Annotated in this window: 22 protein-coding genes and 1 riboswitch; of the genes, 4 read left to right on the top strand and 18 right to left on the bottom strand. The window is 69.4% G+C overall.

Annotated elements, in window-relative coordinates; translation table 11 throughout:
• Positions 1–65 precede the first annotated feature (65 nt).
• Positions 66–1,841 (top strand): C4-dicarboxylic acid transporter DauA, encoded by a 1,776-nt coding sequence (dauA, locus tag OP497_RS05245; protein WP_280546996.1) that lies wholly within the window; start codon positions 66–68, stop codon positions 1,839–1,841.
• Positions 1,842–1,874: 33 nt separating this feature from the next.
• Here the strand turns inward: dauA and OP497_RS05240 are convergent, their stop codons facing one another.
• Positions 1,875–2,105: a hydroxyethylthiazole kinase gene (locus tag OP497_RS05240; RefSeq protein ID WP_280546995.1), complete on the bottom strand. Its 231-nt coding sequence runs from the start codon at positions 2,103–2,105 to the stop codon at positions 1,875–1,877.
• A 124-nt stretch (positions 2,106–2,229) separates the two neighbouring features.
• Positions 2,230–3,222 carry a proton-conducting transporter membrane subunit gene (locus OP497_RS05235; RefSeq protein ID WP_280547042.1) on the bottom strand — a complete coding sequence of 331 codons (993 nt, stop codon included), beginning with the start codon at positions 3,220–3,222 and terminating at the stop codon, positions 2,230–2,232.
• Positions 3,223–4,181: 959 nt separating this feature from the next.
• Here OP497_RS05235 and OP497_RS05230 point away from each other — a divergent pair.
• The gene (locus OP497_RS05230) at positions 4,182–4,382 is read left to right on the top strand and encodes an SMR family transporter (RefSeq protein WP_280546994.1); all 201 of its coding nucleotides are present in this window, start codon (positions 4,182–4,184) and stop codon (positions 4,380–4,382) included.
• Between the two features lie 76 nt (positions 4,383–4,458).
• On the opposite strand, the gene OP497_RS05225 is transcribed toward OP497_RS05230, so the two are convergent.
• The 8 genes from OP497_RS05225 to OP497_RS05190 form a co-directional block, all read right to left on the bottom strand.
• Positions 4,459–5,121, bottom strand: coding sequence for a cytochrome b/b6 domain-containing protein (locus tag OP497_RS05225; protein ID WP_280546993.1), 663 nt, complete (start codon positions 5,119–5,121; stop codon positions 4,459–4,461).
• 80 nt (positions 5,122–5,201) lie between these two features.
• Positions 5,202–5,681 carry an EF-hand domain-containing protein gene (locus tag OP497_RS05220; RefSeq protein WP_280546992.1) on the bottom strand — a complete coding sequence of 160 codons (480 nt, stop codon included), beginning with the start codon at positions 5,679–5,681 and terminating at the stop codon, positions 5,202–5,204.
• Between the two features lie 129 nt (positions 5,682–5,810).
• Entirely contained in the window at positions 5,811–6,809 is a 999-nt protein-coding gene (locus tag OP497_RS05215; protein ID WP_280546991.1) for an FAD:protein FMN transferase, read from the bottom strand.
• A complete protein-coding gene (locus tag OP497_RS05210) occupies positions 6,790–7,494 on the bottom strand; it encodes an FAD-binding oxidoreductase (protein ID WP_280546990.1) in 705 nt (234 codons plus the stop codon). Before OP497_RS05210 ends, OP497_RS05215 begins: the two co-directional genes overlap by 20 nt.
• A 180-nt stretch (positions 7,495–7,674) precedes the next feature.
• Positions 7,675–8,145, bottom strand: a complete 471-nt coding sequence (locus OP497_RS05205) for a DUF2271 domain-containing protein (protein WP_280546989.1) — start codon at positions 8,143–8,145, stop codon at positions 7,675–7,677.
• Positions 8,146–8,190: 45 nt separating this feature from the next.
• On the bottom strand, positions 8,191–8,682 hold the full coding sequence (locus tag OP497_RS05200) for a hypothetical protein (protein WP_280546988.1): 492 nt from the start codon (positions 8,680–8,682) through the stop codon (positions 8,191–8,193).
• 132 nt (positions 8,683–8,814) lie between these two features.
• Positions 8,815–9,492, bottom strand: a complete 678-nt coding sequence (locus tag OP497_RS05195) for a response regulator (RefSeq protein WP_280546987.1) — start codon at positions 9,490–9,492, stop codon at positions 8,815–8,817.
• The gene (locus tag OP497_RS05190) at positions 9,489–11,021 is read right to left on the bottom strand and encodes an ATP-binding protein (protein WP_280546986.1); all 1,533 of its coding nucleotides are present in this window, start codon (positions 11,019–11,021) and stop codon (positions 9,489–9,491) included. Before OP497_RS05190 ends, OP497_RS05195 begins: the two co-directional genes overlap by 4 nt.
• Before the next feature lie 530 nt (positions 11,022–11,551).
• A riboswitch (TPP riboswitch) is annotated at positions 11,552–11,652 on the top strand.
• A 38-nt stretch (positions 11,653–11,690) separates the two neighbouring features.
• On the opposite strand from OP497_RS05190, the gene thiM reads away from it, so the two are divergent.
• Together thiM and thiE are read left to right on the top strand one after the other, a co-directional pair.
• Positions 11,691–12,497 carry a hydroxyethylthiazole kinase gene (thiM, locus tag OP497_RS05185; RefSeq protein WP_280546985.1) on the top strand — a complete coding sequence of 269 codons (807 nt, stop codon included), beginning with the start codon at positions 11,691–11,693 and terminating at the stop codon, positions 12,495–12,497.
• On the top strand, positions 12,487–13,110 hold the full coding sequence (thiE, locus tag OP497_RS05180) for a thiamine phosphate synthase (protein ID WP_280546984.1): 624 nt from the start codon (positions 12,487–12,489) through the stop codon (positions 13,108–13,110). The genes thiM and thiE overlap by 11 nt, the downstream gene beginning before the upstream one ends.
• Positions 13,111–13,171: 61 nt before the next feature.
• Here the strand turns inward: thiE and OP497_RS05175 are convergent, their stop codons facing one another.
• The 8 genes from OP497_RS05175 to moaB all read right to left on the bottom strand — a co-directional run bounded on the left by OP497_RS05175 (position 13,172) and on the right by moaB (position 20,202).
• Positions 13,172–13,747: a cytochrome b/b6 domain-containing protein gene (locus tag OP497_RS05175; protein ID WP_280546982.1), complete on the bottom strand. Its 576-nt coding sequence runs from the start codon at positions 13,745–13,747 to the stop codon at positions 13,172–13,174.
• Positions 13,748–13,761: 14 nt separating this feature from the next.
• Positions 13,762–14,037 (bottom strand): PepSY domain-containing protein, encoded by a 276-nt coding sequence (locus OP497_RS05170; RefSeq protein ID WP_280546981.1) that lies wholly within the window; start codon positions 14,035–14,037, stop codon positions 13,762–13,764.
• Positions 14,038–14,212: 175 nt separating this feature from the next.
• Entirely contained in the window at positions 14,213–15,088 is an 876-nt protein-coding gene (locus OP497_RS05165; protein WP_280546980.1) for a DMT family transporter, read from the bottom strand.
• A 108-nt stretch (positions 15,089–15,196) separates the two neighbouring features.
• Complete coding sequence (locus tag OP497_RS05160; protein WP_280546979.1) at positions 15,197–16,642, bottom strand: D-alanyl-D-alanine carboxypeptidase; 1,446 nt, start codon at positions 16,640–16,642, stop codon at positions 15,197–15,199.
• A gap of 118 nt (positions 16,643–16,760) precedes the next feature.
• Positions 16,761–17,522 (bottom strand): sulfite exporter TauE/SafE family protein, encoded by a 762-nt coding sequence (locus OP497_RS05155; RefSeq protein WP_280546978.1) that lies wholly within the window; start codon positions 17,520–17,522, stop codon positions 16,761–16,763.
• A 139-nt stretch (positions 17,523–17,661) separates the two neighbouring features.
• Positions 17,662–18,405 (bottom strand): Crp/Fnr family transcriptional regulator, encoded by a 744-nt coding sequence (locus OP497_RS05150; protein WP_280546976.1) that lies wholly within the window; start codon positions 18,403–18,405, stop codon positions 17,662–17,664.
• The gene (gene glp, locus OP497_RS05145; protein WP_280546974.1) at positions 18,365–19,621 is read right to left on the bottom strand and encodes a gephyrin-like molybdotransferase Glp; all 1,257 of its coding nucleotides are present in this window, start codon (positions 19,619–19,621) and stop codon (positions 18,365–18,367) included. The genes OP497_RS05150 and glp overlap by 41 nt, the downstream gene beginning before the upstream one ends.
• Positions 19,618–20,202, bottom strand: coding sequence for a molybdenum cofactor biosynthesis protein B (gene moaB / locus OP497_RS05140; protein ID WP_280546973.1), 585 nt, complete (start codon positions 20,200–20,202; stop codon positions 19,618–19,620). Before moaB ends, glp begins: the two co-directional genes overlap by 4 nt.
• Between the last annotated feature and the right edge of the window lie 12 nt (positions 20,203–20,214).

The raw sequence follows: 20,214 nt of genomic DNA, 5'->3' as shown, positions 1-20,214 counted from the left end.
ACCCCACCGGGCGTGTGGCTACCGGCCCATCCACGCGACCAGTTAGCCCAGGGAGGACCCCGCGAATGGCACGCCACCGACCGTCCCCACCCCTTCCCAGCATTGCCACCGGCCTGCGCGCGGCCTGGCGAGACGGCTACGGCCTGGACGACCTGCGCCGCGACATCCTCGCCGGGCTGACCATCGGCACCGTGGCGGTGCCGCTCTCCATGGCACTGGCCATCGCCACCGGCGTGCCTCCCCAGCACGGGCTCTACACGGCGATCGTCGCCGGCGCCATCATCGCGCTGACCGGCGGTTCACGCTTCAATGTCTCGGGGCCGACGGCGGCCTTCGTCGTCATCCTCTTCCCCATCGTCCAGCAGTACGGCCTGGGCGGCCTGCTGATCGCCTCGATGATGGCCGGCGTGATCCTGGTGGCGCTGGGCATCGCCGGCATGGGGCGCCTCATCCAGTACGTGCCCTATCCGGTGGTGTTGGGCTTCACGGCGGGGATCGCAGTGGTGATCGCGGTGCTGCAGGTGCCCGACTTCCTGGGGCTCGAGGTCGGACAGCTGGGCGAGCACTTCGTCGAGAATCTAGGACGGATCGCCGCCTCGCTACCGAGCCTGGATCCGCTCGAGCTGGGGGTGGGGGCCTTTTCCCTGGGCGTCATGCTGCTCTGGCCGCGCCTGCATGTGCCGATTCCGGCACCCCTGATCGGACTGATAGTGGGTGCGCTGTCCGCCTATACGATCAATCATGGCATCGGCGACCCGAGCACGGGGAACCTGGTGGAGACCATCGCCTCGCGCTTCACCTGGGAGGCCCATGGCGAGACGGGCAGCGGCATCCCCCCGATCGCGCCGAGTTTCGTGGCCCCCTGGCGGCTGCCCGGCGCGGATGGCGAACCCCTGGCACTGAACTTCGAACTGATTCGCGCCCTGCTGGGTCCCGCCTTCGCCATCGCCATACTGGGGGCGATCGAGTCACTGCTGTGCGCGGTGGTATCGGATGGTTTGACCCGGACCCGCCATGACCCCAACGCCGAGCTGATCGGCCAGGGGCTGGGCAATATCGTCGCACCGCTGTTCGGCGGCATCACCGCCACGGCCGCCATCGCCCGGACCGCCACCAACATCCGCAGCGGCGCCCGTTCGCCGATCGCAGCGGTGGTGCATGCGCTGGTGGTGCTGCTGGCGGTGGTCGCCCTGGCGGGCCTGCTGGGGCTGGTGCCGATGGCCGCGCTGGCGGCGCTGCTGTTCATCATCGCCTGGAACATGGGTGAGGCCCGCCACTTCCTGCACACCCTGCGCTCGGCCCCGCCGGGCGACGTGGCCATCCTGGTGACCTGCTTCACCCTGACCGTGTTCTTCGACATGGTGCTGGCGGTGGCCGTGGGCATCGGGCTGGCCGCCGCCCTGTTCATCCGGCGCATGTCGCTGCTGACCCAGACGCAACGGGTCGACGCCGGATCCCATGCCAGCATCGGCGAGCTGCCTGGCGAGGTCGCCCTCTACGACATCGATGGCCCGCTGTTCTTCGGCGCCGCCGAGAAGGCACTCACCTCGCTGCACCTGGTGGACCCGAAGGTGCGGGTCGTCATCCTCGACATGCATGACGTACCGAGCATGGATGGCACCGCCATCGTGGCCCTCAAGACCCTGATCGACGAGATGCGCCGCCAGGGAGTCGCCCTGGTGCTGGTCGGCCTGCCGACGCGGATCCTCGTCAAGCTGCGCCGCGCCGGCATCCGCCGCACGGCCGGCCGGCTGACCTGGTGCCGAGAGCTGGCACAGGCCCGAAGGGTAGCCCTGCGCTGGCTCGCCGGAGAAGAGGCGCGCCGGCGGGCACACAACTAACGCCGACTCGTCTTGGCGACCCTGGCCCGGCCTTTACAGCCAGGGAGCGGGCAGGGATAGTGGGGACTGACGACAGGGGCGCCCCGTCTCCCCGGCGGCCAGGGCGGCGGCCTCCATGGCCTCGACCCAGTGGGGTGAGAGGGTGCCGATATTGATCGTCAGGGCGCCGGCCAGCGCGGTGAACTCGGCGGCTTCCTCGATACGAAAAAGCAAACCGAACACGCGGCGGATGGGTTGGGCGAAGGCCGTGGCCGTATATTGCATGCGCGGATTGGGTGGCGCGAACCCGCAGTCCCACGCGTCGCAGGGCCGCACCGCGGCGCACCGCGGCGCACCGCGCCGCGGCGCCATGCCCAGCCGGCCACGAGGGCCAGAACCGCCAGCAGAACTACCACCAACGGCGCGCTGTAGCTGGCCGTCTCCGGTGCCATTGGGGTGAGAGCCACAGCCAGCCGCCACCGGTCGCCTGCGGCAGCCCCTGTCCGAGGAGCTGCTCGGGGACGGCCTGCAACATGGCCACTACGACGGTGGGAAGCACACCGAAGAGCAGGCACAGCGCGGCCAGCACGGCCTGGCCGGCGCGCATGCCCAAGGGCACCCGACAGGCGCGGCGCACATGGCGGCTACGGGCACGGCCCAGGAAGGCCACACCGTATACCTTCACGAAGCAGGCCGCGGCCAGCGCCCCGGTGAGCGCCAGTACCGCCGCCGCCATGGGCACCAGGCTGCGCAGCACGCCGCTGTCCAGCTGCCAGGCCTGCAGGGCGGACTGGAAGGTCAGCCACTCGGAGACGAAGCCGTTGAACGGCGGCAGCGCCGAGATGGAGATGCAGCCGACCAGGAAGATCAGGCCGGTCCACGGCATGCGCCGCAGCAGCCCGCCCATCTGCTCCAGGTCGCGCTCGTGGGCGCTGTGCAGCACCGCGCCGGCGCCGAGGAACAGCAGGCCCTTGAACAGGGCATGGTTGACGGTGTGGTACAGGGCGGCCACGAGGGCGAGGACCCCCGGGACCGGATGGCCCGTCGTGGCCAGGAAAAGCAGGGCCAGCCCGAGCCCGATGAAGATGATGCCGATGTTCTCCACCGAATGATAGGCCAGCAGGCGCTTGAGGTCGTGCTGCATGAGGGCATAGAGGACCCCCATCAGGGCCGAGATGCTGCCCACGGCGAGCACGGCCACGCCCCACTGCCAGTGGACGGTCCCGATGAGGTCGAAAAAGAAGCGGATGAAGCCGTAGACCGCCACCTTGAGCATCACGCCCGACATCAGCGCCGAGATATGCGATGGGGCCACCGGATGGGCCTCGGGGAGCCATGAGCAGGTAGAGGAAGGCGGCGCGGCGGTTGGCGCCGTGCTCGTGGTGGAAGGCGACCAGGAGATAGGAGGACAGCGACATCACCTCCCAGGCCACCATGAACCCGAAGGCGTCGTCGGCGGCGACGGCGAGCACCCGTGCCTCCAGGAAGTCGAAGCGCCCCTCCGTGATTGCCTCAGCGAGCACATGATTGAGCACATCCTCGATGACGGCACGCTGCTGGCCAATCGGTACGCTCCGGCTGAGTACCCGCGCGGCCGCCGGGCAGAAGGGCGTGCAACCGCATAGAGGACTCCCATTCGCGGCGGCGAGACGGTGCGTTACCGTAGCACCGCGCGGCCGCCGAGGGTTTGCGCAGGCTCAAAGGTAGGGCGGCGGCACCGCGCTAGTCCTGCCCTGTTCCCACATCTCGGGCTGAACAAACGCGTAGTGGCTGGCTACTGTGCTCGGCATGCGGGCACAGAGCCAGATCAAACGCTCGTTGAGCGAGCCCGCAGGCGTCGCCCGGGCGCAGGCGCTGATGCGCGAAGCGCCCGAGGCGCATCGCACGGCGCTCGCGGGATCGGCTCTGCGGGAGTTCGGGTTCGTCGACAGCTGTGGCCGCGCGCACGGCGCCAGGGCCATGGCGCGAGCGAAGATAGGCGCCAGAGCGCGCGCATCAAGCGGCTCTATGTCACCGGCGCCCAACAGGCCCGGCTCGCGCGTGGCGAGCTGGAGATCGCGCGCACCCGCGGGCGCTACCGGCTGATCCCCGCGGAGGTCGCCGACCGGGTCGAGCCCATGGCGCCGTTTCTGATCGCCTTCCGCGGCGGCGCCGCCGAGGGCGAGGACGATCCCGCTTATGCGGAGCACCCCGTCCCGGACGACCTCATGTGGTAGGGCGAACCGGGCGCGCCGGCGCGGGCATTGACCCCGTGGGCACCATGGCGGTGTCCCGGGCCAGGCACGGCCCCGGGATCAACAACCCCCTGGGCTGGCGGCGCCGGGCTGCGAGGACGGCCCGACGGCATGACGGAGGCAGGACATGAACGCACTGATCTGGCTCGCCGTCGCGATCACCAGCGAGGTGATCGCGACCACCGCACTCAAGGCCTCCGAGGGCTTCTCCCGCCCGGGCCCGTCGGTAATCGTCTTCGGCGAGACGTTCCCGCTCGCCAAGGCCGGCGGGATCGCGCTGATCGTTGCGGGCGTGGTGATGCTGAACCTGCCGGCGGCGAGGGGCTGACCCGCAATACAGCCCCCCGCCGCGACAGCCCGGCCGCCCACTACCCGCAAAGCGGGCGGCCGACCCGGGCCCGCGGTCAGGCCCTGTGTTTGCGGCCGGTCACCATCGCGCGCACCAGGTTCTCGCGATGGAGCCGGCTTGAGACGATCACGCCCGCGATATGCAGGAATACGAGAAAGAGCGTCGCATTGGTCGACACCTCGTGGACCTCCTCCCAGAACTCCTCGCCGCCTTCGCCGCCTTCGCCGCGCTCGCCGGCCTCACCGTACTCGCCTTCCTCCGCGCGGGCTGTGGCGATGACCGCCCCACCGTTGCTACCGGCCGCCGCGGTAAACACACCGCCCTCGGCCGTGTCGAGCATCACGCCGCTCAACGTCACGACGAACAGGCCCACGAGCAGGGCGATGATCATCCAGCCACCGGCCGGATTGTGGCCGAGGTAGTGGCGCGGCTTCCCGGACACCAGCCCACGCAGGTAGGCGAAGACCTCCCCCGGCGGCCGCACGAAGTCCGCGAAACGCGCATACCTTGAGCCCACCACCCCCCAGATCACGCGCACGACGATCAGCGCCAGCACGATGTACCCGGCGTAGATGTGAACCATGCTCTCCTCCTCGGCGGAGAAATACGCGACAGTGAAGGCCACCACCAGCGACCAGTGAAAAAGCCGCACCACCGGATCCCACACCTGCACCATCTTTCCGGCGCGGGCGTCACCTTTCTCTTCTTCCGTACTCATACACCCTCCTTTATCGGAACGGGCCGACGCCCTGTCCGCTCATAAGTATGAGGGCACCGCGCGCGGTACCCCGGCGCCTCTCACCTGTCGTCGCCATCCCGGCGCTCTCCATGCCCACGGCGTTCCCCATGCTCGCCGTAGGTACCCCGGCGATCATCATCGTACCAGCCACGACCAATTTCGTTGCGCTCGATGCGGCCGTCGCCGTTACGGTCCATCCACATCAGCCGGCGCTCCATCGGGTAGGCGAACTCGTCCTGGCTGACGCTACCGTCGCCGTTGCTGTCGAGCCTCTGCATGCGGCGCTCGGCACGCATGCGCATCATCAGCGCCTGCATCTCCCGGACCTCGAGCTGGCCGTCGCCGTTGACGTCCGCCTCGGAGAAGCGGCCCGCCTGGCGATCCTTGAGGTCCTGGACACTCATGGGCAGGTCGTCCGGGGTGACCCCCGACATCATGGGCCCGCCGTAGCCCCCACGCCGCTCCGGGCTGGCGTTGGCGACGCCGGCCACAACGACCGTGAGAACGGTGGCACCGATCAAGAGCTTGCCTTTGTGCATAGGTCTTCTCCCATAATGGCTGTTGTGATTACCGCGAAGATTGCGGCCGCGGCGGACCGCCACATCTCACCCGATTGTAGCCATGGGCAATGGCGGGAATATGCGCCAATCGGGGAGAAAGTGTGAACATCACCACGGTCTTACGGCGACGTTGCGCCGGTGTGGCCGTTCCGGGCCCGCGGGGGAGAACAGCTCGCCGACCCCGAGCGTAGTAACCCCGTCGGAGCCGCGGTCACGGATCAGGAACAGGGCATTCAGTCCTATTGCCTCGGCGAGAACGCGGCCACGCTCGGCCCCCAGGACCATGAGCGCGGTTGCCCACGCATCCGCCTCGACACAGCGCCGGGCGAGGACGGTCACCGACGCGGGGGAGGCCGCGAGCGGGGCACCACACCCCGGGTCCATTGTGTGGGACAGCCGTCGCCCCTGGGCTTCGACCCAGTGCCGATAATCGCCGGATGTGGCAACGGCCGCGTCCTGGAGCGTCAGGATGGAGTGCGGTGCACGGGCCGCCGAGTCCGGCGCCTCGACGGCGATGCGCCATGCCTCACCGTCGCCGCGCAGGCCCATGGCGCGCATTTCCCCGTCGATACCGACCAGCGCGTCACGGATGCCAAAGCCGGCGAGCACCTCGGCGAGCCGGTCGACACCATAGCCCTTGGCGATGCCATTGAGGTCGAGGGTGATCGGGGCGCGCTTGATCACGCTGCCTTCCTCCAGGGTGAGCACCTCGTGGGCCGGCCGCCGGGGTGCCGCGAGTGCGGTACGGATTCGCTCACCGGACCCCCCACCCGGCCCAAACCCCCAGGCGGTTACCGCGTCGCCCATGCCGATATCGAAGGCCCCGCCCGAAGCGCGCCCGACTTCAAGGCCGAGTGCCAGTACCTGCCGCAGGCGCGCGGGTAGCGCAATGCGCTGATTCACAGGCGCGTCGTTAAGCCGCATGAGGTCACTGTCGGGGTTCCAGGTCGACATCTGCCCGTCCACCTCGTCCACGGCCGCCTGCAGTGCGACCCGCAAGCGGGACGGATCGAACCCCGGCGCCGCCAGGAAGGTCGCCTGCCAGCGCGTGCCCATGGTCGGGCCGTTGAGCGCGTGGCGCACGGGTTCAGTAGATGTCTTCGACATAGCGCCCTTCCTCTTTCAGTACGGCCGGTGTCAAGCCTGTTGGGGCGAGGATCTCCTCCAGGGCCTCGGACACCCCCCTCGCCATACCCTGTCCGCCGCAGACCACGACACGCGCGCCGCTGCGGATGGCCTCCGCAACCGGCGTAGCCTCCGCGCGCAGCGCGTCCTGCGCGTAAGGGGGGCCTGCCGCACGCGAGGTTGCGGTGGTGAGACGCTCAAGCCGTCCCTGCGCCCGCCACTCGATCAACTCCCTGTCGTAGAGGAAATCGCTGTCCGGGTGACGCATGCCGAAGAACAGATGCACCGGGCGGCGCCCGGTGTTGTCGCGGATGAACCCCGCAAGCGGCCCCACGCCCGTGCCCGCGCCGATCAGGATCAGCGGTGCATGGCCCGAACCCGGTTTGAAGTCGGGGTGACGGCGCAGAAACGCACGCACCGTCTGACCCGGTTCGAGCCCCACGAGCTGACCGGAACACAGCCCGCCGGGGTGCTTTCGGACCACGATCTCGATGAAGCCGTCACGGCGCCCCGAGGCCAGCGAGTACAGGCGCGGCAGCTCCGAGCCGTCCGGCACAATACCCAGGAGATCGCCTGCGCTGAACCGGCCGAACCCGTGCCCGGTCAGGCGCTGCCAGAGCGACTCCCTTGGCAGGGCAAAACGCAGGATGGACGTGGGCGCCTGCACCTCGGCGCCGTAGTCGCGACGCGAAACGAGTGTGAGATGGCGGGTAGCGTGACCCCGGGGGCCGATGCGTGAGCGCTAGCTCGAGGCCCAGGGCGGCACCGCTGACGGACAACACGATGAGCAGGGCCAGGGCCACCAGCCCCGGCCACCGATGCAGCACACGAATCACGGGCCGGACCCTCACATCTCGTACTTGAAGCTGGCGATGTAGCGGCGACCGCGTACCACCTCGCCGGCATTGGCACGGTTCAAGGGGATATTGATTTCCCGCGGGGACTCACGCCTATCTTCAACCGCCGCATCGACATGCAACGTGTACCCTTGCTCGAACAGCGCCTCGTTGAGATCCAGCGTGAATTCCAGGGTCTGCCCCTCGCCAACACTGGCACCGGTGATGCCATCGACCTGCGCCGTGTCACCGTTCGTGGCGCGATACCAGCCCGTCAGGTCCTTGTAATATTTGGACTTCTCACCGGCCATCCAGAGACTGCCGACATAAGCGCCGCTGGCGTCGGTAACGTAATAGGCCAGGTAGGCGCCATTGCCGCCGTAACGATTCAGCTGAGTGGTGAACGTCACTGGTGCCGCCGAGGCGATTGCCGGAAAGGTCAGCGCAGCGGCCAGCGTGAGGGGGACGAGGATCGATTTCATCGTGTCTTCTCCTTGCGGTTCGCGACCACAGTCATTGCCTCGGCCTTACTTGGTGTTCACCTTCGGGGTCGAGCCCGGCGTGAACAGGCCGTTGTCCGGGGGCGCGGTAGTGCCGGCGGGGGCGGGTCCGGCGGTGGCGCCGTCGTCGTCCTCCTCGTCCTCGTCCTCGTCCTCGTAGCCCTCGTCGTCGTAGCGTCTGCGGTTATCGGTATCGCGCTCCATGCCCACGCCGGGGCCTCCCGCCGGCCCAGTAAACTCCGCCTGGCTGACCGCACCGTCTCCGTCCCGGTCGAGCCACTGGACGCTGCGCTCGGCACGTATGCGCATCAGCAGCGCCTGGATCTCGTCGACGTCGAGCTGGCCGTCGCCGTTGGCGTCCGCCTCGGAGAAGCGGGCCGTGACCCGTTCCCCGGACGCCGAAGCCTGCATGGGCGGGGCGGCACCATCCCCCGAACCCCGATCCGGACCGGCATTGGCCAAGCCCGCAACGGCGGCGGTGAGAACAGTGGCACCAATCAAGAGCTTGCCTTGATACATGGGTTTTCTCCCGTAATTGCTGCGAGGATTGCGGCCGCGGCGGACCGCGACCTCGCAGACGATTGTGATCACGGGTGGTGGAGGGAATATGGGCGAATCGGGGAGAGAGTATGAACGTCGCGGCGGAGGGCCTTAGTCCACGGCCTCGAGACGGTAACCGACGCCGTACACCGAGCGGATCAGCTCCTGGTCGCCGCGGATCGCCGCCATTTTTCGCCGGAGGTTCTTGACGTGGGTGTCCACCGTCCGGTCGGTGACCACGCGGTGGTCGTCGTAGAGGTGATCGAGGAGCTGGTCCCTCGAGAACACCCGGCCGTGGTGCGCTGCCAGGCTGGCGAGCAGCCGGAACTCCACCGGCGTCAGCGACAGGGGCTCGCCGTCGAGGCTGGCGCGGTAGCCGGCCTCGTCCACCACGAGCCCACGGCCCGTATCGGCGCCCGGGTCCGTGCGGCTCCGGCGCAGGATGGCCTTCACCCGCGCCACCACCTCCCGCGGGCTGAACGGCTTGCAGATGTAGTCGTCGGCACCGAGCTCCAGGCCGAGGAGGCGGTCGATCTCTTCCACCCGGGCGGTGACCATGACCACGGGTACCTCGCTGAAGCCGCGGATCTCACGGCACACGCTCATGCCATCCTCGCCGGGGAGCATGAGGTCGAGGAGCACCAGGTCGGGCCGATTCCGGCGAACCCAGGGCACGACGTCGCGGCCGTCATCGAGTAGGTGCGGCTCATAGTCCGCCCTGCGCAGGTAGTCGGCCAGCAGCCCCGCCAGCCGGGGCTCGTCTTCCACGATGAGGATGCGTGCACTCATGCCCCGGATACCCTCCCCGTTTGTCGTGCCCCGTTGACCCGGTCCGCCATCGGCAGCGTCAGGCGTATGCCAACGCCGCCGATGGGCGAGGGGTACGCCTCGATCCAGCCACCATGGGCCTCGGCGATGTTGCGGCATATCGCAAGGCCGAGGCCCGCGCCGCCGCTGGAACGGCTGCGCGAGCCCTCCACCCGGTAGAGCCGCTCGAACAACCGCTCCAGGGCCTCGGCGGGCACACCCGGTGCGGAGTCCTCCAGCCGCAGCACGGCCTCCCCGTCCCGGGTGGTGAGCGACAGCCGCACCTCGCCATCGCGGTCGGTATAACACAGGCTGTTGTGCAGCAGGTTGCCCAGGAGCTGGTTGACGCGGCCGCGATCGGCGGTGACCGTCACCGGCACGCCAGGCACCTCCAGGGCCAGAGCCAGGCCGGCGTCCGCCATCCTCGAGCGCCACTGCTCGGCGCCCGCCCGCACCAGCGCGGCGAGATCCAGTCCCTCCATGCGGTAGTTCAAGGCACCGGCATCGGAGAGGGAGAGCTCGTAGAGGTCGTCGACGAGCTTGCTCAGGGTCGCGACGCTGCCCTGCAGGCCGGTCAGCGACTCCCGGGTGAGCGGACGCACCCCGTCCTCCATGGCCTCCAGCTCGGCGCGCAGCACCGACAGCGGCGTGCGCAGCTCGTGGGAGATGTCCGCCATGAATGCGCGGCGCAGGCGCTCGTTGCGTTCCAGGGTCTCGGCGAGGCGGTTAAAGTCGTTTGCCAGCTGGCCGAGCTCGTCACGGCGTGACTCGTCCACCCGGGTGTCGAATCGCCCGGCGGTGAGTGCCAGGGTGGCACCGGCGAGGCGGCGTACCGGCGCGAGGAATCCCCGGGCGAGCAGGAGGCTGACCACCGTGGCGAGCACCACGACGACCAGCGCGGTCATCCAGGCGGCGTCGAACTGTTTCTCCTGGAAACGCAGGGCGAGGTCGTCGGTGATACGCCCCGGCGGGCGGTAGACCAGCCAGCCCACGGTTGCGCCGTCCACCACGACCGAACGCGACTCCGTCTGGCCCGACACCACCTTCGGCCCGGCCACGTGCCGCCGGTCGGCGTCCAGCAGGGCGGGGCCGAAACGGACCGGGCCCTGCATGGACGGCACGTCCCCGGCAGGGCCGGTAAACAGGTGCCGGGAGCCGTCGCTTTCGTGGTCGTCGTCATCGTCGTCGTCCCCGCCATCCCGTTCCCGGTGTTCGCCCTCGTCGCGCTCGCGGTGATCGGCCTCCGCCTCTCGCTGGCGCCACAGCGCCTCCCGGAGCAGGCGCTGCCAGCGCCCGCCCTCGGATAGATTTTCCCAGTCCCCGGCCTCGCGATAGTAATCGGCAAGCACCGACGCCAGCGTGTCGATGCGCTCGCCCTCGCGCTCGCGGACGTAGTCGAGGAAATCGCTGCGAAAGGTCACCTGTACCGCGAAGGTCATGAGCACGACCACGCACAGCGTGACGCCCAGAATGGCGAGAAACAGCTTCGCAGTGATACCCGGTCGCCTCATGAACCCCTTCCAGTCACCTGTGCCTTGCCCATTGTCATGGCAGGCCGACTCACGAGCGCCAAGTATCCCGCGCGGAGTGCGCGACGCAAGCGCGATGGCGCCGACTCCCCGGTATCTTCATATTCCACCCACTATCGCCTCGCACCATTGCGAGTGAACCGACACGACCAAGGAGGCGTCCCCATGCAACTGCGCGATACACCGATCGATTACGGCACCATCAACCTCTGGCTCCACTGGCTCACAGCGGTGGCCACACCGCCGATTTCTCCGGGCTCTTTTCTCTGCCACCGCTAGTCGGGGACGACACCACGAGAGCCGGCTCACCGCGGAGGCGCATCCGGCGTGACGATGGTGCCCTCGCCATGCCCGGTGCGCGGGTGCTTATCGAGCCTACGGGGTCAGATGGATAGCCGGTATCGTGCGGTCAACGATCACGCCAGTCTGCGATGAACCCGCTTTCCTTCCGGCTTCCACCTGCTGGCCTAACCCCGGGCCTTTACAGCCAGGGAGCGGGCAGGGATAGTGGGGACTGACGACAGGGGCGCCGCGGCGACATCGCCACGGCTGAGACGCACCCTCGGAACCTGACCCGGATAATGCCGGCGGAGGGAGTCGTGCGGCCCCGGCCCTGCCGCCGCGCCGCACCTCCCGCGCCGGGGAGGCCCCATGCTTGCCATCGATCCCGCCGCGCACCTGGCCCGGGTGCGCGAGACCAGCCCGCTGGTCCACAACATCACCAATCATGTCGCCATGAACAGCATGGCCAACGTGCTGCTGGCCATCGGCGCCTCGCCGGCCATGGTCCATGCTCGCGAGGAGGCCGCCGAGTTCACCGCGCTGGCCGGCGCCCTGACGATCAACATCGGCACCCTCTCGCCCCACTGGGTCGAGGCCATGGAGGCCTCCGCCCTGGCCGCCGGGGAGACGGGGCGGCCCTGGGTGCTGGACCCGGTGGCAGTGGGCGCCACGCGCTATCGCCGCGAGACCGGCGCGCGACTGCTGGCGCTCGCACCGGACGTGATCCGCGGCAACGCCTCGGAAATCATCGCCCTGGCGGGGCAGGCCGGCGGCGGGCGGGGCGTGGACAGCACCGACCCGGCCGAAGCGGCCCTCGACGCCGCCCACCGGCTGGCCCGCCAGACGGATGGCGTGGTCGCGGTGACCGGCGAGGTGGATCTGGTCACCGACGGCCGGCGGATCGCCCGCCTGCGGGGCGGCCACCCGCTGATGCCCAGGGTCACCACCCTGGGCTGTGCGCTGACCGGCGTGGTGGCGGCCTTCCTGGCTGGCGCCGATGATACCTTCGAGGCGACGGTGGCGGCGCTGGCCTGCTACGCCGTGGCCGGCGAACTGGCCGGCGAGGTGGCGCGAGGCCCGGGAAGCTTCGCCGTGGCCTTCCTCGATGCCCTCTATCACCTGGATGCAGAGGCCCTGGCCGAACGGACTCGACTGGAGGTTCACGATGCGCCTTGATCTCTCGCTCTACCTGGTCACCGACCGCGAGCTCTGCGCGGGCTCGGGACTGGAGGAGACCGTGGTGGCGGCAGTGCGTGGCGGCGTGACACTAGTGCAGCTACGCGACAAGCATGCCAGCGACGCCGAGCTGGTCGACCAGGCGCACCGCCTCAAGGCGGCGCTTTCCGGCAGCGGCGTGCCACTGATCATCAATGACCGGCTGGAGGTGGCCCTGGCAGCCGGTGCCGACGGCCTGCACCTCGGCCAGGACGACGGCGACGTGGCCGAGGCCCGCGCCGCCCTGGGCCCGGAGGCGATTCTCGGGCTCTCGGTACAGACCCATGACCAGCTCGCCCGCCTCGACCCGGCGGCGCTGGACTACCTGGGGCTGGGCCCGGTGTTCGCCACCCCCAGCAAGCACGACCACGCCACACCGCTGGGCTTCGACGGCCTGGCCGTCCTGGTGGCCGAAAGCCCCCTGCCGAGCGTGGCCATCGGCGGGCTCAAGGCCGAGCACCTGGCCGCGACGCACCGGGCCGGCGCCCACGGCCTGGCGGTGATCTCGGCGATCTGCGGCAGCCCCGACCCCGAAGCCGCCGCGCGGGCCTTTGCACGGCCGCCTCGCCACTGACCACCCAAGACGCCGTCACCGCGGCAAGCGCGGTGACGGCGTGGATCGGGGCAGGTCGAGATCAGGCGTCCGAGCGCGGATGCCCCGGGTGTCGGTGGTAGCCGTGCAGCATGCCGGCGATGAGATTGTCGCCTCGCTTGCGGCTCTCGAGGAGCGCTCCGAGGACATGCAGCGGGATGAGGACGAGGATGGCGTTGGCCATCAGCTCGTGGGCCTCCTCGACCCACTCGACGCCCCAGAAGAGATCGGTCTCCTCCATCATGTAGCCGGTAGCGCCCAGCCCCAGCAACAGGGCCAGCAGCGTCAGCATCATCACCGCCCCCAGCGGGGTATGGGTGATACCGGGCGACGACGAGGCCGTGTCGACATTCCCTTTGGGCGGCTGGCGCAGCGAGGCCCGCAGGCGGCGACGCGTCGGCCAGAAACTCGCCCAACGCGCCGACCAGGGGCCAACGAACCCCCACAGGATGCGCACGCCGATCAACGCCACCACGCCATAGCCGATCCACTGGTGCCAGGTCTCACCGGTTTCGGTCAGGAAGTAGTTGGCCAGGAAGCCGGCCACCAGTGACCAATGGATGACTCTGACCAACGGGTCCCAGACGCGGACCCGTGGGCTGCTCGCATTGCCGGTCATGGCCTGGCCTCCGCTCAGTCGACTTCCTTCTTGACGATATCGCCGTTGACGGGGTTGAAGTAGATCTCGACCCGACGCTCCTGGTCATCCCAGCCGTAGATCTCGTAGCAGCTGCCGGTGGTCTTGAACGTCTTGACCTTGTAGCCCGCGTCGGCCACCTGCTGCTTCATCTGGTCTTGGCTCATCCACTCGCTCTCGGGCGCGTCGGTACAGTTCGGCCCGGCCAGGGCAGAGACGCTTGCCGCCAGCAGGCTGGATGCCACGATGCCCTTGAGTACAGTGCGCTTCATTGGAAAACCTCCAGAAAGTCAGTGACAGACGACCACCTGACCGTCGGCCGGTGGCAGTTCCCGACGGCAGCCGCCGGAAGGGAACAGGGTCATCATGGTCAGCCAGACTTACGAAAGACTTAACGCCGTGGAAAAACTTCACCGGTGGGGTCGACGGGGGGCAGACGGCGGCGTCTCAGGAGGTCGGCCGGCGCTTCAGGGTGGTGCGCCGCTCGTGGTAGGCGATCGACAGGCCACTGACGATGATCAGTGCGCTGCCGACGAACACCCAGAAATCCGGCATCTCGCCCCAGAACCACCAGCCCAGCAGCACCGCCCAGAGCATCGCAGTGTAGTCGAAGGGGGCAGCGATGGCCGCCGGAGCATGGCGGAAGGCCAGGGTGATGAAGGCGGTGGCCCCGACGCCGAAGAGCCCCGACCCCGCGAAGGCCAGCCAGTGCCAGGGATGGGGTGTCTGCCACACCCAGGGCAGCGTCAGGGCGGTCATCACGAAGGGCACCAGGGTCATGTAGAAGACCATGGCCCAGAGGTGCTCGGTACCGCCCCAGCGCCGTGCGGTGATCATCATCAGCGCATAGAAGACCGCCGCCCCGATCAGCGCCAGGGCGCCGGGGTCGAAGGCCTCGCCGCCGGGACGCACCACGATCAGCACCCCGGCGAAGCCCACCAGCGAGGCCGCCAGCACCGGCCCCGCGATGCGCTCGCCGAGCAGCGGCACCGAGAGCAGGGTGACAAACAGCGGCGCCACGAAGGCGATGGCGGTGGCCTCGGCCAGCGGCAGCAGGGTCAGGCCCAGCACGAAGCAGAACATGGTGCCGGTGTAGATCAGCCCGCGCAGCAGGTGGATCCCGGGGCGTCGGGTACGCAGCTTGCGCAGGCCGCCGCCGAAGTGGGCCAGCGCGGCGATCAGCGGCAGCGAGACCAGGGTACGGAAGAAGATGATCTGCAGCGGCGAGTGGACCTCGCCCAGCCACTTGGCGATGGCGTCGCCGATGGCCAGGCAGAGCACGCCCAGGCACATGAAGCCGATGCCCTTGAATGACGGTGACATGCCGCCTGCCCTCCCCTGGCCGAACCCCAAAAAGCCACCCCGCCGGCCTGAGGGCCGGCGGGGTGGGAAATCACTACGCTAGTCGGTGACGTGCCGTAGAGCAAGCCCTCAGAGGCTGGCCTGGACCACCATGCACTCCATGCCCTGGGCCACCAGGCGACGACAGGCGGTATGGGCCTGGCCCTCGTCCATGTCCACCAGGCGGGCACGGTAGACGCCGGCCTTCCCGGCATTGGCCACGGCGACCCGGGCGTCGGTCAGCTCGCTGGCCAGCTGACTGGCGGCGCGGGACGCCAAGGTACGGGCATGGCCGGCATCGCTGAAGGCGCCGACCTGCACGCCCCAGCTCCCTCGCTGGACGGCGCCCCCGCGGACAGGATCCGCCGATGCACGGGTGCTGGCCATCAACTCGCGGATGGGATCGTCGGCCGAACCCTGCGCCAGGCCCGCGCTCGCACCGGCAACCGGCGTCTCGATACGAGCCACCCGCGATGCCGTCACCTGCCTCGTGGCGCTCCCTGTCGCCGTCGGTGCCTCCACCGGGGCCGGCGGGAAGGCCGAGGCCACGGAGGGCGAGGCGGCGGAGGGCGAGGCGGCGCCCGGGGACGGTGCGCCGAGGCTGGCCAGGCGGACCCGATCGCCCACTGGCTGGCCCGGCGCCTGGGGCTCGCCCGGCATCAGCCGGCCACCGGAGATGTCCGTACTGGCCAGCCAGCCGCGGCCATCGGCCAGCGAGGCGCGCACGAAGCCGCGATCCAGCAGGTCGGCGGTGTGCGCATCTCGCGAGGCGGCGGTAAAGCCACCCATCACCACGGTCAGCAGGCGACGGCCGTCACGCACCGCCGAGGTGGCCACGTTGAAGCCCGAGGCGCGGATGAAGCCGGTCTTGAGGCCGTCGGCACCGGGATAGTTCTTGAGCAGGCGGTTGTGGCCGGTGATGGTCTTGCCCTTCCAGCTGAAGCTCGTCCGCGAGAAGTAGGGGTAATACTGGGGGAAGTCGCGCATCAGGTGCCGGGAGAGCACCGCCATGTCGCGTGCCGTGGTGACCTGGCTGGCATCGGGCAGGCCGTTGGGGTTACGGAAGACGGTGTCCTGCATGCCCAGGTCGCGAGCCTTGTCGGTCATCATACGGGCAAAGTGCGTCTCGCTGCCGCCCAGGGCCTCGGCCACCACCACGGCCACATCGTTGGCCGACTTGATCACCAACGCCTGGATGGCGGTTTCAATCGGAATCGTCGAGCCGGCCTTCACATAGAGCTTGGAGGCCGGCTTGGAAGCCGCATAGGCAGAGACCGGCAGCGGCTGGCTCAGGCTCAGCCTGCCCTCTTCCATGGCCTCGAACATCAGATAGAGCGTCATCATCTTGGTGAGCGAGGCCGGATAGCGCAGCTTGTCGGCATTCTCGGCGTAGAGAATCTCCTGGCTGTCGGCATCGATGACGATACCGGCATAGCGAGGATTGGCCTGGACAGCCGTGGTGGCCAGCAGCAGGCAGGCCAGCAGCACGAAGATGCCCCCTCTGCGGCGCCGGTTGTTTGTTGTGATTGGCACCATGTCGCGTTCCCTCGAGGTTTTTTACCGTTGCTGCTAGCCATTATGGCCGTCTGTGACGCGCTGTACAGGGCAGGGGCCGGACTTTTTGCCGTTTTCGCCGATTTGGCGCAGCCTTTCGTCAAGGCCCGAGTAGTCGCTGCCCGCCGAGCCACAGCAGGCGCAGCGCCAGCAGCGTCAAGGCCCACTTGAAGAGGGTGTCGAAGCGGTGATCCGAGAGCCGATGCAGCAGGCGCAGGCCCAGCCAGGTGCCGAGGAAGCCCGCCGACACCATTACCAGCATCAGCGGCAGCCAGTCCCGGAAGACGAAGCCGGCCACGCCGAACACGAAGGCCTTGGTCAGGTGCTGCAGCAGCATGCAGGCGGAGAAGGTGGCCACCTTGGCCAGCCGGCCGAACTGGCTCTGCTTGATGAAGGCGGCCACCATGGGGCCGCTGGCGCCCACCAGGCTGGAGAGCAGGGTGGTGACGGCACCGGCGACCAGCACGCCGCCCCGTCCCAGGGCCCGCTGCGGCAGGCCCGGCCCCCAACAGGTGAAGAGCACGAAGGTAGCGATGCAGAGCTCCAGTACCCCGGCCGGCAGACGCACCAGCAGCCAGGCGGCGGCCAGCGCACCCAGCACCACCCCCGGCAGGAAGGCGGCGAGCATGGCGAGATCGACATGGCGCCAGGTCAGCGCCGTGCGGCCGACGTTGGAGCCGAGCTGCACCATGCCGTGGACCGGAATCAGCGCCGCCGCCGGCATCACCTGGGCCAGCGCCATGATCATCAGCACCCCGCCCCCAACGCCCACCGCGGCGGTGAAGGCCGAGGTGAACACCGACAGCAGCACCAGCACCAGGTTGATCCCGCCCGACAACGGTGACAGGCTTTCCAGCAGCATCGACGCCTCCAGGGTCACGAGAGGACGCCACTATACCCGAGCTTGGGCTCGCCTCGTCGAATGCAATCCCATCCCCAGCATCAGGCCATCGGCATCGCACAGAGGCATGAGGCCTCCCAGCGATTCCGGCACGACATGGTCAATCGTCGCTCAGCATGTGGTCACGCAGCTTCTGCTCGTCGAGCACCACCAGGCGCTGGCGGTCGATGTTGATGACCCCCTCCTCGCGCAGCCTGGCCAGCAGGCGCGACAGGGTTTCCGGGGTCATGGCCAGCTGGGCGGCCAGCCAGCGCTTGGGAATCGTCAGCCGCACCACCCGGGGCCCCCTGGCACGGCCCGCCGGGAGCTGGCGCAGGATGTAGCTGACCAGGCGCGCCATGGCGTCGGCCTGGGTCAACAGCGCCATGTCCTCGAGGCGCTCGGTGAGCTCCAGGGCCAGGCGGCTCATGAACTCCGCCCGGCAGGCCGGCTGGCGGTCCATGATCTCGCGGCAGCGTGCCGCGGGGATGGTCAGCACATGGGTGCGGCGCAGGGCCTCGGCGGAATAGAGGTAGACCCCGGCGCTGGACACCATGCTCAGCTCGCCCAGTGTGCCGCCGCGCTCCACGCAGCGGATGGTCGCCAGGTGACCGTCGCCGGCGCTGCGCACCAGGCGCACCGCCCCGCTGATCACCACGTAGAGCCACTCGGCCGGGGCATCCTGGCGGAACAGCCACTCACGGGTCTTGAGGGTGCGCACCTCGGTGTCCTGCAGCAGGGCCTCGAGCTGGTCCTCGTCGAGGTCGCCCAGCCAGGGCACCCCACGCACCAGCTCGCGCAGCTGCCGGGGCCGGAACAGCAGCTCAGTCGAGGAACTGGGTACCGGGGCAGTATCCGTAGACATGGCCTTCCTCCACAGGGGTGTCGGCATCGATGATCAGGTAGCCATGGGCCTGGCTGGCGGCCCCGAGCATATGGGAGCCCTGCCCGCCGGCCAGGCGTGCCACGAGGGCACCGCCGGTCCAGTCCAGCACCACCCTCAGCAGCTCGCGCCGGCCCCTCGGCGCCCGCCGGGAAAAGCCGGCGGTGACCGGGAAGCGCTGCAGCGCGGGCGGGGTGCGCCCCTGGCGCCCCTGCACGAAGGGCAGCGCCAGCCACTGCCAGCCCACCAGCGAGGCCACCGGGTTGCCGGGCAGGCCGATCAGCGGGGTACCGTCGCGAAGGGAGGGGCCGAGCCAGCCAAGGACGAAGGGCTTGCCGGGCTTTATCGCCACGCCGTGGAAGGAGATGCCCCCCAGGCGCTCCAGCACCGGGCGAACGTGGTCCTCCTCCCCCACCGAGACCCCGCCTGTACAGACTACCAGATCGGCCTGCTCGCCCGCCCGGGCAAGACATTGACCCAGGTCAGCTGCGGTGTCGGCGACGACGCCCAGGTCGAGGACCTCGCAGCCTTGCTGGGCGAGCAGGGCACGCAGCATGGCGCCATTGCTGTTGTAGACCTGGCCGGGCACCCAGGCCTGGCCGGGTTCAATCAGCTCGTCGCCGGTGCTGACCAGGGCCACGCGGACCCGTCGGCGCACCGTCACGGCATCGATGCCCTGGCTGGCCAGCAGGGCGATGGCCGCGGCATTCAGTCGGGTACCCGCGACCAACACCACGTCACCGGCGCGGCTCTCCTCGCCTCGGCAACGGATATTGGCGCCCTCGGCCAACTCCCCCTCGACGTGAACTCTCCCCGCGTCGTCCAGGCTCACCCTCTCCTGGGGCACCACGGCGTCCGCCCCCAGCGGCACGGGCGCACCGGTAAAGATGCGCGCACAACCCCCGTCGGGCAGCCTGAGCACGCCGGCGCCGGCCGGCACGCGCAGTGCCACTGGCAGGCCATCCGGGCTCGCGGCGAGCTCGCGACGACGCAGGGCATAGCCATCCATGGCGCTGTTATCGACGCCGGGCAGGTCGAGGCCGGCCCGGGCATCCTCGGCCAGTACCCGGCCGACGGCATCGACCAGGGCGACCCGCTCGCAGCCGGCCACCGCCACGCCGCCCGCCACCATCAGGGCGCGGGCGTCGAAGAGATCCAGCAGGCCGGGAGTGACGACCTCCGCGCAGCCGCAGTTCATGCCCCGGCCCCTTCCGCCATGTCCTCGTCGGCGCTCACCTGCCGGGACGCGCAGTGCCTCGCCTCGGGCAGCACCATGGCGACGAAGTTGCAGGGCCGGGTACGGGCGTCGAGCTGGGCGGCCAGGATGCCGTCCCAGGCAGTGGCGCAGGCCTTCGGCGAGCCCGGCATGGCGAACACCAGGGTGCGGTCGATCAGCCCGGCCACCGCCCGGGACTGGAGGGTGGAGGTGCCGATGCTGGCAAGCGAGAGCTGACGAAACAGCTCGCCGTAGCCGTCGACCGCCTTGTCGAACAGCGGCGCGAGCGCCTCGGGGGTGGTATCACGGGGCGTGAAGCCGGTGCCGCCGTTAACCAGGATCACCTGGATGTCCTCGCGGACCACCCAGGCCGAGACCACCGCGCGGATGCGGTAGACATCGTCGGGCACGATGCGCCGCTCCACCAGGGCGTGGCCCGCCTCGGTGAGGCGCTCGGCAAGCAGGTCGCCGCTGCCGTCCTCGTCGAAACCGCGGGTGTCGGAGACGGTAAGCACGGCGATGCCCAGGGGCGCGAAGGGCGTATTGGCATGAACGTGGGCCATGGGGTCCTCCTC

The organism is Halomonas sp. 11-S5 (assembly GCF_029889825.1).
GTDB lineage: Bacteria > Pseudomonadota > Gammaproteobacteria > Pseudomonadales > Halomonadaceae > Halomonas.
Note: the sequence above shows the minus strand (reverse complement) of the source record. Positions and strands in the feature narration are given on the sequence as shown.